This window comes from Streptomyces sp. NPDC002602 (genome assembly GCF_042889445.1).
Taxonomy (GTDB): domain Bacteria; phylum Actinomycetota; class Actinomycetes; order Streptomycetales; family Streptomycetaceae; genus Streptomyces.
The window spans coordinates 260160-272817 of record NZ_JBIAQX010000007.1 but is presented as its reverse complement, the minus strand read 5'-3'; the positions used below and the strand labels follow the sequence as shown (position 1 = coordinate 272817).

Sequence of the window (12658 nt, the reverse complement as noted above, 5' to 3'; positions counted from 1 at the left end):
CGCAAGGGAAGTCCACGAGGGAGCCTTCGGGGAGTCCTCCCTGTGAGTGGATTAGCCAGGCCTTAAGACAGGCTTAAGGGGACCTCATGGCCCACCGAGGGTGATCGGCTCCGGGCGCTGCGTCATCGCAGGTCACCTCGGTGTCGAGGCCCCTCCCTTGCCCGTCGCATATGCCGGGACACCCCTTCGGAATCAATCATTCCGGGGGGTGTTTTCCCGCGGAACGGCCCGGAGCGGCGGTCGTGCCGTCCATGATGGGTTCATGGCGGGCCTGGAGGGTGTGGAACAGCCGCGGCAGCGCAGCAGCGCTTCCGCCGTACGGCTCACGGTGGCTCTTGAGGATGAACAGGGCCTCAAGACACCGGAGTTGTTCGAAAATCCGGCGGAGGCGGAGGTGACGTTGCCGTCCATGCCCGAGTCCGCGAGAACCGCTCGCCGGCTCACGCAGTCGGTGGTGATCCGCTACTGGGGTCTCTCGCCGCAGATCGCCGAACACGCGGTCCTGCTGGTCTCCGAACTCGTCGGCAACGCCGTGCGCCACACCGGGGCCCGCTCCTTCGGCTTACGGATGTTGCGTCGCCGCGGGTGGATCCGGATCGAGGTGCGTGACCCCTCGCGCGGACTGCCCTGTCTGATGCCGGTCCACGAGATGGACACCACGGGGCGAGGGCTCTTCCTCGTCGACAAGCTGTCCGACCGCTGGGGCGCCGATCTGCTGCCCCGCGGCAAGATCACCTGGTTCGAGATGCGGGTGGCCGACCGCTAGGACCCGCTTTCCCCACACTTCGGCCCGGAACGCCAGAAACCCCCTGTCGCCGTGATGTGGCGCTGCGGGGGCTTCATGGGTGCGCCGAGGATCGAAGGGGGTGTGATCCTCGGCGGGACTTCGCTCGGGTCAAAGGGAAGTCGTGGTTCCGACTATGGCAGACGAGCGACCGAATGCCAAAAGTCCCAACACGGGCATAAGTGTGCATATCCTAAGAGTTTCCACCTAAATCTTAGGTGAGGTGAGCCACTCACCTCGTAATCAACGAACAAGCATCGACCGCTCTGAGTGAATCCTTGATCACATAGCGGACGGAACCCCGGATGGCGTCCTGATGGCCGACGTCGCGAATTGGGTCAATCATTACCATCACGGTCATCCACCCCTTAAATGGGCAAGTGCTCTGCTATCCGGACCGTCGATCCGCCCTTCGCGCCGGTGTGGCGGGCGCCGTCGGCGCCCTCGCCACCGCCTGCGGGACCGCGTCCCCGACCCGCGCGACCGCCCCCGACAAGGCCGCCGCCTCCGCCACCGTGCCCGCCAAGGCCCCCGCCGCCGCGGTAGCGCCGGCACCCCGCCGGTTCGCCGGCATGCCCGTCGAGATCGCCCACGGCCCCCGCGACCGCCCCCGGGTCGCCCTCACCTTCCACGGCAACGGAGACCCGGCCGTCGCACGCGCCGTGCTCGCCGAGGCCGAGAAGGGCGGGGCGCGCGTCACCGTACTGGCGATCGGCGCCTGGCTCGACGAGCACCCGGACATGGCCCGCCGGATCCTCGACGGCGGCCACGAACTCGGCAACCACACCCAACGCCACCTCGCGATCAACGACATGTCCGAAGCCGACGCCCACGCCGAGATCGTCGGTTGCGCCCAGCGCCTCAAACGCCTCACCGGCTCGATCGGCACCTGGTTCCGCCCCTCGCAGACCCAGTACGCGAGCCCGCTCGTCCGGACCCTCGCCGGGCGGGCGGGCTACCCGCACGTCCTGTCGTACGACGTGGACTCCCTCGACTTCACCTCGCCCGGCGCCGCGGCCGTCATCCGCAACGTCACCGGGACGATCCACGGCGGATCGGTGGTGAGCCTGCACTTCGGCTACGCGGACACGGTCGACGCGATGCCGCCCCTCCTCGAAGAACTCGCGCGCCGCAAGCTGCGCGCGGTGACCACCACGGAGCTGCTGACCCCATGACCACGAACCGCCTTCCCCGGAAGGCCACCGCGCTGCTCGCCGGACTGGTTCTCGCTGCCCTGGCCGGCTGCGGTTCCGGCGGAGGGGGCGCGACCGAGGCGCTCGGCTCCGAAGGGCCCGCCCGGCCGGTCAAGGCCGTGCCGGCGGCGCCGCCCGGACTGCAGGGCATGCCACCGGTGCTCGATCCGAAGGACGTGTACGCGGCGGACCGCCCGAACCGGCTCTCCCCGGTGGTCAAGGACTTCCCGTCCCGGGTCTACGTGCCGAACACCAACTCCAACACGGTGTCCGTCATCGACCCGGCGACGTACAAGGTCATCGACACCATCCCCGTCGGCGCCCAACCCCAACACGTGGTGCCCTCCTGGGATATGAAGACCCTGTGGGTCAACAACAACCGGGGCCACACGCTCACCCCCATCAACCCGGCCACCGGCGAGGCCGGCGAACCGGTCGAGGTGCACGACCCGTACAACCTCTACTTCACGCCCAACGGGAAGTACGCGATCGTGATGGCGTCGATGGACCGTGAACTGGTCTTCCGCGACCCGCACACCATGAACCGGGTGAAGACGGTGCCCGTGACCTGCTTCGGCGTCAACCACGCGGACTTCTCGGCCGACGGCCGGTACTTCATCGTGAGCTGCGAGTTCTCCGGCGAACTCCTCAAGGTGGACACCGAGAGGATGGAGGTCGTCGGCCAGCAGAAGCTGCCGTTCGAGGGCGCGATGCCGCAGGACGTGAAGATCTCCCCGGACGGGAAGACCTTCTACGTCGCGGACATGATGGCGCACGGCATGTGGGTGCTCAGCGGGGACAAGTTCGACGTCCCCAAGCTGCTGCCCACCGGAAAGGGATGCCACGGCCTGTACGTCAGCCGCGACTCCAAGGAGATGTACGTCTCCAACCGAGGCGAGGGCACCATCTCCGTCTTCGACTTCCCGCAGAACAAGCTGACGAAGAAGTGGGAACTTCCGGACGGCGGCAGCCCCGACATGGGCGGGGTCTCCGCCGACGGCAAGGTGCTGTGGTTGTCGGGCCGCTACAACTCCGAGGTCTACGCCATCGACACCACCAGCGGCAAGGAACTGGCCCGGATCCCGGTCGGCGGCGGCCCGCACGGCCTCGCCGTCTACCCCCAGCCCGGCCGCTACTCGCTCGGCCACACGGGGATCTTCCGCTAGGCCGTCTCTTTCGGATCTTGCCTGACCCGCGCCGCCCGGCACCGCGCCTCGCCGCGTTGTCGAGGCACCCGAGGACGTCCGGTACTCGGGAGCCTCTCCGCCTTGCGATGCACGGCACCGGACGACGCGGGCCTGACCGGCAAGATCCGAAAGAGGCGGCCCAGGCCCTGTCGGCCGGCGTACGGGACGACGGCGCCCCGGGAGCTCGCAGGGCTCCCGGGACACCGCCGTCCACCCGGCCGGGCAGGACCCGACCGGGGCCTACCAGGCGACGGGAAGCCGTTCCGGCAGGCGCTTGATGAAGCCCGTGCGCCAGACGAGGTTCTCGGCCGGGACCGCGAGGCGCAGTTCGGGCAACCGGTCGACCAGCACCTCCAACGCGATCTCGGCGTGGGCCCGACCCAGGGCGGAGGCCGGGCAGAAGTGCCGGCCGGCGCCGAACGCCAGGTGGGGCCGGGGGCTCTCGCGCTCCAGGTCCAACACGTCCGGGTCCTCGAAAGCCTGCGGGTCGAAGTTGGCCCCCTCCAAGAGGACCAGGACCAGCTCGCCCCTCTTGACCAGCACGTCACCGACCCGCACGTCCTCCAGGGCGATCCGAGGCAGGCCGTCACCCACGGACAGGTTCCAGCGCAGGAGTTCGTCCACCGCCTTGCCCATTCGCTCGGGGTGCGCGCGCAGGTACCCGATGAGCTCCGGCTTCTGGAGCAGCGCGAGGACCGCGAGCACCAGGAACGCGGACGTGGACACCGCGCCCGCCCCGAAGAGCGAGACGGCGACCGTCGCGAACATGTCGTCGGTCAGGTGCGCCGACCCGGGGTCGGTCTCCTTCAACCCCGCGAAACTGCCGAGGAGCCCCGTTCGCTCCTCGGCGGGCAGGGCGAGCTGCGCGTCCAGGTGCTCGACGAAGTAGTCGACGTCCTTGTACCAGTTGAGCGCCGAGTCCGCGAAGGGCTCCCGCGCCGTCATGAACGCCACGTCCAAGCCCGACATCAGCCGGCGCCAGTCCTCGAAGGGCACGCCCAGCACCCGGCAGTGCAGTGCCGCCGAGAACGGGTCGGCGAACCCCGCCCGGAAGTCCGCCGGTCCGCCCTCGGCCACCATCCGGTCGACGAGCTCCTCGGCCGTGGCGCGCAGCCGACCCCGGAGTCCTTCCCGGCGCGGGTTGAGCGCCTTCATCACCGCGTCGCGCAGCCCGGCGCCGTTGATGTTGCCCATGGTGTTCACGACCTCGGGCGGGATCGTCAGCGCGTACTGGCGGGGGACACCGGCGTTCGCCGTGTCCTTGAGGCTGAAGCGCTCGTCCTCCAGCACCCGCTTGGCCAACGCGTAACCGCTCACCAGCCAGGCCGGGTCCCCGGTGAGGGTGCGGACCCTGGCGACCGGGGCCTTCTCGCGCAGCCAGGCGCACTCCCGCGGGAGCACGTCACCGCGCCGTGAGAGCGGGAAGTCGAGGAGGGCGTCCCCCGCGCCCGCGGTCTCACGACCCTCAAGCTGCTCGACGGTCATCGACGGTCCCTCCGGTCGGTACGTGGTTCGAGGTGGTGTCCGGCGTCCCGGCCGGCGCGTGGATCGAGGCCGCCGCGGCCTCGGGGCGCACGACGGCGTACGCCTGGTTGCGGGTGGCGCGCAGGCCCCCGCCCCGTGCGAAGAGGACATCGGTCAGGGGCATCCTGACGTGGTAGGCCGCCACCGAGGACGGGACGTCGAGAATGCTCGGGGTGTCCACGAAGAACGGCAGTTCGGCTGCCATGTAGTCGAAACAGACCCGCAACTGTGCGTCGGTGATCGATTCACCTTCCGGCAACTTCGAGCCGACAAAGTGAAGGGCCATTTCCTCGCAGCCCTTTCGGAATTCGTCGTCGGTCTCCAGGAAATGGAGCACGCGCCGGTGCAAGAGTTGGTAGACGGGGTTCGATTGGAACTCGGAAAGTGCCCGCACGCGAATCTCGGCGACTGGAGGTCCTGATTCCTCCACGCCTTTGAGTATGCGTCGCCGGACCGCCTTGATCTCCTTCGTCGCCCGCTTCCCCGCGTGCTCCGGGGAGTGTCCGAAGGCGGCGAACATCCGGTCGACGTGGAGGTCCGCGTAGACGAAGTCGACTTGGGCGAAGCGGGTCGTGGCCCACCGGGCGAGGTCGCCGATGCGCTCGGAGCTGAAGTAGCTGTTTCCGGGACTCACTCCGATGAGCACATGGTCGCCGTCTTCCCAGATATGGCGGCAGGTGCGGGTGAAGGGCAGAACTTCGAATGATGCGTCAGCTGTGATCGTCACCTGTGTGATCGCCCTTGTTGCCGCTTGTCCCTGGGAGCCCTGCGCTCCTGGTGTGGCGGCAATGTCGGTACGTTATGCCGCGATGCCGGAGCGTGACAAGTGTGGGCCGGAATTATTGGCCGGAATTATTGATTCCGCCTTACCGGGCGGTAATTGGCTTTCTTTCTGCCGGCCGAACGGGACCCGGGGGCGGCGCCCACCCGGGCGGGCGCTACCCTGAGCCGTCAACAAGCACCAAGAAGGGGTGGACCCAGTGGCGGACATCGAGAGCGCGCGGGCGACGTTCCGTAAGTTCGACGCGGACGGCGACGGCTTCGTCACGGCCGACGAGTACAGCGCGGCCATGAAGGCCATGGGTGACGCGTTCGTCACCGGCGCGGTCGCGGACGCCGTGGTCGCAGCCAAGGACAGCAACGGCGACGGCCTGCTGAGCTTCGACGAGTTCTGGGCCGCCCTGAACAAGTAGTCCCCGTCCGGGCCGCCTCCGTCCCCCTGCCGGGACGGAGGCGGTCAGGTCGTGCCCCCGGGCTCCTCGGGCGCCCCTGGTCCGCCCTGCGGGGGAGCCATGTCCTCGACCTCGGTCAGGGCCTCCTCCAGCCAACGCAGCCAGAACGTCTCCAGACCGATCCCGCCGCGCAGCACCAGCCGGCGCAGCCGGTCCTCGTCGGAGTCCCGTTCCGGCGGGAAGTCCCGCGCCTCGATGGCCTCGTACTCCGCCAACTGCCCCCGGTGCAGCTCCACGTGCCGGCGCAGTTCCGCCCCGAGCCCCCGCGCCCCCACCACGCCCGCCGCCCGCACCCGCAGCAGCAGGGGGTCCCGGATGGCCTTCGGGTCCTGGCTCTCGCCGACCCACCGGGCCAGTTCCGCACTGCCGGCGGGCAACACCTCGTACTCCTTGCGCTGCCCGCGCACCGGAACCTCGCCGGGCAACGCCCTGATCAACCCGGCCTCCTCCAGCCGGCCCAGCTCCCGGTAGATCTGCTGGTGCGTGGCGGACCAGAAGTATCCGATCGACCTGTCGAACCGCCGGGTCAGCTCCAGCCCCGACGAAGGCTTCTCCAGCAGGGCGGTGAGGATGGCGTGCGGCAGCGACATGCGGCCATCCTAGGTTCGGGGTCGATCCCGACGCCGCGATCCCGCCGACGCGATCCCGGCGCCGCCGGTCGCCGCGCCGGCGCGGTCGCGGCGCCCGTGCCGTCACCGCAGGGCGGCCAGGGCCTCCGGGGTCCTCGGGCCGGGAACGTCCGGAGCCAGCAGGCCGTGGGCGCGCAGGAGGGCCGTGACCGCCGGGGACCAGGCCTGACGCAGCCCGGCCGAGGCCAACAACGCGGGGTCCGAGAGGAGTTCCCCCGCCGGACCCACGCGGACTCCCGTCGGGGTGAGGACCGCCGCCTCGTCGGCCCAGCGAACCGCCAGATCGACGTCGTGCGTGGCCATCACCACCGTGGTCCCGGCCGCGCGCAGCCCCGCCAGGACGTCCAACAGCCGCTCCTGCCCGTCCGGGTCCAGCCCGGCCGTCGGTTCGTCCAGGATCAGCACGCGCGGGGCCATCGCCACCGCGCCCGCGATGGCCGCGCGCTTGCGCTGCCCGTACGAGAGCAGGTGCGTCGGCCGGTCCCGCAGCGCCGTGATGTCCAGGGCGGCGAGCGCCGAGTCCACCCGGCCCCGCACCTCGCCGGGCTCCAGACCCATGTTCATCGGGCCGAAGGAGACGTCCTGCTCCACCGAGGCGGCGAACAACTGGTCGTCCGGGTCCTGGACGACCAACTGCACCGCCCGCCGCAGCCGGGTCAGCCCGGCCCGGTCGTGCGTCACCGCCGCGCCGTCGAGCCGCAACGTGCCCGAACCCGGCCGCAGCCCCCCGCTGAGCAGCCGCATCAGGGTGGTCTTGCCGCTGCCGTTGCGGCCCAGCAGGACCAGCGCCCGGCCCTCGACGATGCCGAAGTCCACGCCGGAGAGGACCGCGGGCCCGTCCTCGTACGCGTAGCCCGCGCCGGCCAGTTCCACCAACGGGTTCACAGGTACAGCCCCTTCAGGGTGAGAGTCACGGTGATCAGGGCCGCCAGCAGCGCCCCGGACGCGGCCAGGAACCGCCACGACAGCGTGGCCGGCGGCACCAGCACCCGCAGGGCGCCGTCGTAACCACGCCCCGCCAGCCCCTCCTGGAGCCGCGCGGCGCGGTCGAAGGCCCGTACGAACGAGGTCGCCGCCAGCCCGGCCAGCGAACGCCACACCGCCGCCCGGCCCGTGTGTCCGAGCCGGGCCGCCTGGGCGCGGCGGACCTGGGCCATCGAGTCCAGCAGCAGGAAGCCGATCCGGTACATGACCAGGGCCACGTCCACCACCGGCGCCGGCACCCCGGCCCGCACGAGCCGGGGCAGCACGTCCGACACCGGGGTGGTGAAGGCGAACAGCAGCACCCCGAGGGAGGCCGCGGAGGTGCGCAACAGCAGCTCGGCCGCGTGCCGGGGCCCGTCGGGGGCCCACGACACCAGCCCCGCCGGACCGCCCACCGCGAACAGCAGCGGAAGCGCCCCGGTGAAGCAGAAACCGAGCGGGATCCGGAAGGCCCGCCACAGTTGGCGCCCGGCCACCCCGGCGGGCCCGAGCAGCACCACCAGGGTGGCCGCCGCGACGAGCGGGCCCCCGGGCCAGGGCGGCAGGGCCACGGCCGTGACCGTCAGCCCGAGCCCCAACAGGGCCTTCTCCAGCGGATGGCGGCGGCGCCAGCGACTGCCGTGCGCCGCCACGTCGATCGGCAGCACCGCCTACGACTCCGCGGGGCCGGCCGGGCCACCGGTCGCGCCCGCTTGGGCGAGGCCCTGACGCCGACCCTTGCGGACGCCGAAGTAGTACGCGAGCACGCCCGCGCCCAGCGCCGCCTGAAGGGCGAACAGGGCCGACTCGATCTCCCCGGACGGGGGCTCGTACAGCGGCGAGAACCACGGCTCGTAGTCCGGCTTCAGCTCGGTGATGGCCGCCTCCGCCTGCGCGTCGGCGCCCGCGAACGGCTCCTCCTTGCCCTCGCCCAGACCCAGCGCGAGCGGGAGCACGGCCAGCGCCGCCACCAGGAGCAGCAGCACCGTGTTGATCTTCGCGTTCCTGGTCATCGGACCGCCGCCTCCTCCTGCTTGGTCCCGGTACGGGCCGTCAGCCTCGCGACGCCCAGCCGGACCAGGTCCGACTTGCTCGACTGCATCAGCAGCCGCATGACGAGGACGGTCAGCAGGCCCTCGCTGACGGCCAGCGGGATCTGGGTGACGGCGAAGATGCCGCCGAACTTGGCGAGCGCCCCGAGGAAGCCGGTGCCCGGGTCGGGGAAGGCCAGCGCCAACTGGACACTGGTCACGCAGTAGGTGACGAGGTCGGCGAAGAACGCGCCGAAGAAGACGGTCACCATCAGCGGCAGATCGAACCTCTTGAGCAGCCGGTAGACCCCGTAGCCCGCCCAGGGCCCGGCGATGGCCATGGAGAAGACGTTCGCGCCGAGCGTGGTCAGGCCGCCGTGCGCCAGCAGCAGCGCCTGGAAGAGCAGGGTGATCGTGCCGAGCACCGCCATGATCGGCGGGCGGAACAGGATCGCCCCGAGCCCGGTGCCGGTGGGGTGGGAACAACTGCCCGTCACCGAAGGGATCTTCAGGGCGGACAGTACGAAGGTGAACGCACCGGACGCGCCGAGCAGCAGCGTGCTCTCGGGGTTGGCCTTCACCTCGCGGGTGAGGGCGCGCACACCGTGCACGACAAAGGGAGCGGACGCGGCGCCCCAGGCGACCGCGTGCAAGGGGGGCAGAAACCCCTCGGCTATATGCATGAGTAAGGAGACCTCTCCAGCACCTCGTGGATGGACGACGTGCCCTGGCCGGTCTCCTGGCTCACGGGTACTGATGCCCTGACTCCGCCTTCCCGGGGCCGTGCGGTCTCCCGCGCGGGCCCAGTGGCTTCCCGCAGGGGAGTGGAGCCGGACTTCCCGATCACAGTGGCGAGGGCCGCACCGGTTTTCCACCGGTTTCCCGAACACCAAGGCCCGCTGACCCTAGTCGGCCGCGCGGACCCGTAACAACCCGGCCCCACCCCCGAGGCCCCCGCCCACCCGCTCCGACCAGGGCCGATCCGGGCGGCCCCCCGGACGGGCGCGGCCCGCTGGCGCACCCGTCCCGGCCCGCGCAGGGTGGGGGAGTGGCCGACGAACACGACTACTCAGACCTCAGCGCCGTCTACGTCAACTGCACGCTCAAGCGCTCGCCGGAGACCAGCAACACCGAGGGGCTGATCTCCAGGAGCCGTGCGGTGATGGAGGCGGCCGGCGCCCGGACCTCACTGATCCGGGCGGTCGACCACGACATCGCCACCGGTGTCTGGCCCGACATGACCGAGCACGGCTGGGAGAGCGACCAGTGGCCCGTCCTCTACAGCCAGATCATGGACGCCGACGTCCTCGTGCTGTGCGGGCCGATCTGGCTCGGCGACAACAGCTCCGTGATGAAGCGGGTCATCGAGCGGCTCTACGCCTGCTCCTCGATCCTGAACGACCGGGGCCAGTACGCCTACTACGGCAGGGTCGGCGGCGCGCTGATCACCGGCAACGAGGACGGCGTCAAACACTGCGCCATGAACGTCCTCTACAGCCTCCAGCACCTCGGCTACGCGATCCCGCCACAGGCCGACGCGGGCTGGATCGGCGAGGCCGGGCCCGGACCCTCGTACCTCGACCCGGGTTCGGGCGGCCCGGAGAACGACTTCACCAACCGGAACACCACGTTCATGACCTGGAACCTGATGCACCTGGCCGCCCTGCTCAAGCGGGCCGGCGGCATCCCCGCACACGGGAACCAACGCTCGGAGTGGGACGCCGGCTGTCGCTTCGACTTCCCCAATCCAGAGCACCGCTAGTGCTGTGACCGGAAAGGTTCACCGTGTCACGGCGCCCGGCACGGCACCTCGCCGCGTTGTCGGACCGCTCAGGTACGTCCAGTACGAGAGGCGGTCCTCCGCCTTGCGATGCACCGCACCGGACACCGCGACCCGGCAAACCATTCCGGTCACAGCACTAGGCAGGCGGACGCGAGGGGCCCGGGGCGGCGCACGCCCCGGGCCCCTCGACCGATCGATCCGGGTGTCGGGGTTCAGCAGGTCGCCGGGTGCGGGAAGTCGACGACGAGCCGCTCCGGCGCGTGCAGCACGCTGGTCTTGTAGGTGGGCTTGGTGTCGAAGGCGGCGCCGAAGGTCACGTACCCCTCGTAGTCGCCCGTGTAGGCCACGCCCTTGAGCCTGCTCAGGTTGATCTTCTGCAGGCGGGGCCCCTGGTAGACGTTCTGGCCGGCGTCGGTGTGCCCGGCCGCCGGATGCAGCCGGATCTCCAGGAAGAACTTCCCGGGCAGCGGCACGGGCTTGCCGGACCCGTCGTAGACCAGTCGGGAAACGGGTGTGACGGTGACCGGGGGAGCGGATCCCCGGAGGTCGACGACGAGCCGGTCGAAGGTGCAGTGACCGCCGAAACGGGCATTGGTGACCAGCGTGGTGGACAGGGTGCGGGTGGCGGCCGAGGCCGGTGCGGCGAGGCCGATTCCGGCGGCGAGCAGCGTGCCCGTGACGAGTGCGGTGACCTGACGGCGACGTGGCGGACGCATGACGTCCCCCCGATTCTTCAGAGACGGGGACAGCGGTGTCACCACTGAAGACACTCCCGGGGCGCCCATGGTTGCACCGGATCGGGCACGAGCCGCGAGGGGCCGCGCGGCGTGGCCGCGAGCCGCGCCGTCAGCCGGGCAGCAGCGCGCTCAGCTCCGCGTCCAGGTCGTAGTGGCGTCGTTCCTGCCCGCGCGGCACCAGCTCCACGAGCCGGCGGCACAGGGCCCGTACGTCCTTCGCCCGGACGGACACCACACACCCCTGCTCGCCGTTGCTGAACGCCAGGAAGATCCGCGGTTCGGTGGCCTTCCAGCGCGGCCACACCTGTATGTCGCCCTCGCCCGTGGCGTGGGTCTGCCCGTCGAGCAGCAGATCGCGGGAGAACACCCAGCGAGCGATGTGCACCCCGGCCCCCTCGAAGTCGAGCGCGATCTCGTAGGGCCGGTCGGTGCGGTACACGAACGTCCCCCGCACCGGGATGAGGGTGGGCGCGGCCTCCAGGCGGAGGGGGAGGACGCGGTGCTCCGTGATCGTCATGGCGGGGTGCGCCTCTCTGTCGGCGGGGGAGTTTCCTGCCCCTCCGGCAAGCTAACCCCACGCACTCCCCGCATCCGCGGGTCCAAGGTCCCGACCCGGACGGGCCGCTCGGCCCGTCTTGCGCGGGCGCCGGGCTTCCCCCGCCCCCTCCGGACGCGCGGAAGCCCGCCCTCCGGGGAGGACGGGCTCGACGGGCCCGCCGCGCGCGCGGCGGGCGGCGGACGCTCAGGTCAGCATTCGATGACGTTGACCGCGAGACCGCCGCGAGCGGTCTCGAGCCAGTGCCTGGCCGGCCGAAGAGGGCTACCGCCCGAGGCTTTCCGCACAGCGCCCCGATCCGTGCAAGGGGTGGGTCGAGGCGAGGCCTCGAGGTCAGACCTTGACGATGCGGACGCTGGGACCGCAGAGCATCAGGAGGTCTTCGGGGTCCGATGTCAGGACGGTCACTGGGGCCGGGGAGGTGAGCGCGGTGGCGGCCACGATGGCGTCAAGGGCGTACTTGTGGCCGTGCAGTCCGGCTGCGGCCAGGAGCTTGCTCGCGTGGCGGGCGATGGCTTCGTTGGGCGGGATGATGTTCACGCGGGAGACGGCGTAGTCGAAGCGTGCCTGGCCGGCCTTGGGGTCACGTGCTTCGACGAGGGTGACGGAGCTGGTGACGACGCGGATGTCTTCGGCTTCGGCTGCCGTCAGCCACTCGGTGATCTCAGGTGTGCGTCGTACCAGCTTTGACAGGCCTTCGCAGTCCAGGACGAGCGTGCCGCTCACGCGGCGTCCGCCGAGCCGGCCGTCTCGCCGCGGAGGATCGCGCGTTTGGCGTCGACGGCCGACTGGTCGACCGGGCCATGCTCGGCTTCCGCATCCTCGATGAGTTCGCGCAGTCGGTCCCGTTCCAGTTGGCGCTGGATGAGGGACTCGACATAGGCGGACATGCCTCGTTTGCCCGTACGCGCCTTGAGGGCAGCGATGGTGCCTTCGTGGAGCGAGACCGATACGGGCCGGACGGGTCCTTCGCCGGGCAACGGGGAGGTAGGCATGGGGCCGAGTTTAACAAGATTCTTATTATTGGGTGGGGTGGTTC

16 protein-coding genes and 1 riboswitch are annotated in these 12658 nt (G+C 70.6%); of the genes, 5 read left to right on the top strand and 11 right to left on the bottom strand.

Annotated elements, in window-relative coordinates:
* Window positions 1-262 precede the first annotated feature (262 nt).
* The 3 genes from ACFYW3_RS21370 to ACFYW3_RS21360 all read left to right on the top strand — a co-directional run bounded on the left by ACFYW3_RS21370 (window position 263) and on the right by ACFYW3_RS21360 (window position 3143).
* Window positions 263-766 carry an ATP-binding protein gene (locus ACFYW3_RS21370; protein ID WP_351750594.1) on the top strand — a complete coding sequence of 168 codons (504 nt, stop codon included), beginning with the start codon at window positions 263-265 and terminating at the stop codon, window positions 764-766.
* A gap of 398 nt (window positions 767-1164) precedes the next feature.
* Window positions 1165-1959, top strand: coding sequence for a polysaccharide deacetylase family protein (locus ACFYW3_RS21365; RefSeq protein WP_351750592.1), 795 nt, complete (start codon window positions 1165-1167; stop codon window positions 1957-1959).
* On the top strand, window positions 1956-3143 hold the full coding sequence (locus tag ACFYW3_RS21360) for a YncE family protein (protein WP_351750590.1): 1188 nt from the start codon (window positions 1956-1958) through the stop codon (window positions 3141-3143). Before ACFYW3_RS21365 ends, ACFYW3_RS21360 begins: the two co-directional genes overlap by 4 nt.
* Window positions 3144-3404: 261 nt before the next feature.
* Here the strand turns inward: ACFYW3_RS21360 and ACFYW3_RS21355 are convergent, their stop codons facing one another.
* Both ACFYW3_RS21355 and ACFYW3_RS21350 read right to left on the bottom strand, forming a co-directional pair.
* A complete protein-coding gene (locus ACFYW3_RS21355) occupies window positions 3405-4649 on the bottom strand; it encodes a cytochrome P450 (protein WP_351750588.1) in 1245 nt (414 codons plus the stop codon).
* The gene (locus ACFYW3_RS21350) at window positions 4630-5415 is read right to left on the bottom strand and encodes a tRNA-dependent cyclodipeptide synthase (RefSeq protein ID WP_351750587.1); all 786 of its coding nucleotides are present in this window, start codon (window positions 5413-5415) and stop codon (window positions 4630-4632) included. The genes ACFYW3_RS21355 and ACFYW3_RS21350 overlap by 20 nt, the downstream gene beginning before the upstream one ends.
* Before the next feature lie 253 nt (window positions 5416-5668).
* Here ACFYW3_RS21350 and ACFYW3_RS21345 point away from each other — a divergent pair, with 253 nt between their 5' ends.
* Window positions 5669-5881 carry an EF-hand domain-containing protein gene (locus tag ACFYW3_RS21345; protein ID WP_351750585.1) on the top strand — a complete coding sequence of 71 codons (213 nt, stop codon included), beginning with the start codon at window positions 5669-5671 and terminating at the stop codon, window positions 5879-5881.
* Window positions 5882-5925: 44 nt separating this feature from the next.
* On the opposite strand, the gene ACFYW3_RS21340 is transcribed toward ACFYW3_RS21345, so the two are convergent.
* The 5 genes from ACFYW3_RS21340 to ACFYW3_RS21320 form a co-directional block, all read right to left on the bottom strand.
* Window positions 5926-6510: a PadR family transcriptional regulator gene (locus ACFYW3_RS21340; RefSeq protein ID WP_351750584.1), complete on the bottom strand. Its 585-nt coding sequence runs from the start codon at window positions 6508-6510 to the stop codon at window positions 5926-5928.
* Between the two features lie 102 nt (window positions 6511-6612).
* Window positions 6613-7434, bottom strand: a complete 822-nt coding sequence (locus ACFYW3_RS21335) for an ATP-binding cassette domain-containing protein (RefSeq protein ID WP_351750583.1) — start codon at window positions 7432-7434, stop codon at window positions 6613-6615.
* Window positions 7431-8180 carry a cobalt ECF transporter T component CbiQ gene (gene cbiQ / locus ACFYW3_RS21330; protein WP_053677580.1) on the bottom strand — a complete coding sequence of 250 codons (750 nt, stop codon included), beginning with the start codon at window positions 8178-8180 and terminating at the stop codon, window positions 7431-7433. The genes ACFYW3_RS21335 and cbiQ overlap by 4 nt, the downstream gene beginning before the upstream one ends.
* A 3-nt stretch (window positions 8181-8183) precedes the next feature.
* Window positions 8184-8525: an energy-coupling factor ABC transporter substrate-binding protein gene (locus ACFYW3_RS21325; RefSeq protein WP_053677582.1), complete on the bottom strand. Its 342-nt coding sequence runs from the start codon at window positions 8523-8525 to the stop codon at window positions 8184-8186.
* Entirely contained in the window at window positions 8522-9226 is a 705-nt protein-coding gene (locus tag ACFYW3_RS21320; protein WP_351750581.1) for an energy-coupling factor ABC transporter permease, read from the bottom strand. The genes ACFYW3_RS21325 and ACFYW3_RS21320 overlap by 4 nt, the downstream gene beginning before the upstream one ends.
* Window positions 9227-9254: 28 nt before the next feature.
* A riboswitch (cobalamin riboswitch) is annotated at window positions 9255-9452 on the bottom strand.
* Window positions 9453-9591: 139 nt separating this feature from the next.
* Between ACFYW3_RS21320 and ACFYW3_RS21315 the strand changes: the two genes are divergently transcribed.
* Window positions 9592-10305, top strand: coding sequence for a flavodoxin family protein (locus tag ACFYW3_RS21315; RefSeq protein WP_351750579.1), 714 nt, complete (start codon window positions 9592-9594; stop codon window positions 10303-10305).
* Window positions 10306-10538: 233 nt separating this feature from the next.
* Here ACFYW3_RS21315 and ACFYW3_RS21310 read toward each other — a convergent pair whose 3' ends face one another.
* The 4 genes from ACFYW3_RS21310 to ACFYW3_RS21295 all read right to left on the bottom strand — a co-directional run bounded on the left by ACFYW3_RS21310 (window position 10539) and on the right by ACFYW3_RS21295 (window position 12614).
* Window positions 10539-11042 carry a hypothetical protein gene (locus ACFYW3_RS21310; protein WP_351750577.1) on the bottom strand — a complete coding sequence of 168 codons (504 nt, stop codon included), beginning with the start codon at window positions 11040-11042 and terminating at the stop codon, window positions 10539-10541.
* Between the two features lie 130 nt (window positions 11043-11172).
* A complete protein-coding gene (locus ACFYW3_RS21305; protein WP_351750575.1) occupies window positions 11173-11580 on the bottom strand; it encodes an SsgA family sporulation/cell division regulator in 408 nt (135 codons plus the stop codon).
* Window positions 11581-11952: 372 nt separating this feature from the next.
* On the bottom strand, window positions 11953-12345 hold the full coding sequence (locus ACFYW3_RS21300) for a PIN domain-containing protein (RefSeq protein WP_351750573.1): 393 nt from the start codon (window positions 12343-12345) through the stop codon (window positions 11953-11955).
* Entirely contained in the window at window positions 12342-12614 is a 273-nt protein-coding gene (locus tag ACFYW3_RS21295) for a hypothetical protein (RefSeq protein WP_073911286.1), read from the bottom strand. Before ACFYW3_RS21295 ends, ACFYW3_RS21300 begins: the two co-directional genes overlap by 4 nt.
* Window positions 12615-12658: the final 44 nt, after the last annotated feature.

Coding starts and splice junctions, on each gene's coding strand:
- ACFYW3_RS21310 (WP_351750577.1), bottom strand. CDS start 11,042: ATGCGTCCGCCACGTCGCCGTCAGGTCACCGCACTCGTCACGGGCACG.
- ACFYW3_RS21355 (WP_351750588.1), bottom strand. CDS start 4,649: ATGACCGTCGAGCAGCTTGAGGGTCGTGAGACCGCGGGCGCGGGGGAC.
- ACFYW3_RS21370 (WP_351750594.1), top strand. CDS start 263: ATGGCGGGCCTGGAGGGTGTGGAACAGCCGCGGCAGCGCAGCAGCGCT.
- ACFYW3_RS21325 (WP_053677582.1), bottom strand. CDS start 8,525: ATGACCAGGAACGCGAAGATCAACACGGTGCTGCTGCTCCTGGTGGCG.
- ACFYW3_RS21295 (WP_073911286.1), bottom strand. CDS start 12,614: ATGCCTACCTCCCCGTTGCCCGGCGAAGGACCCGTCCGGCCCGTATCG.
- ACFYW3_RS21320 (WP_351750581.1), bottom strand. CDS start 9,226: ATGCATATAGCCGAGGGGTTTCTGCCCCCCTTGCACGCGGTCGCCTGG.
- ACFYW3_RS21305 (WP_351750575.1), bottom strand. CDS start 11,580: ATGACGATCACGGAGCACCGCGTCCTCCCCCTCCGCCTGGAGGCCGCG.
- ACFYW3_RS21340 (WP_351750584.1), bottom strand. CDS start 6,510: ATGTCGCTGCCGCACGCCATCCTCACCGCCCTGCTGGAGAAGCCTTCG.
- ACFYW3_RS21360 (WP_351750590.1), top strand. CDS start 1,956: ATGACCACGAACCGCCTTCCCCGGAAGGCCACCGCGCTGCTCGCCGGA.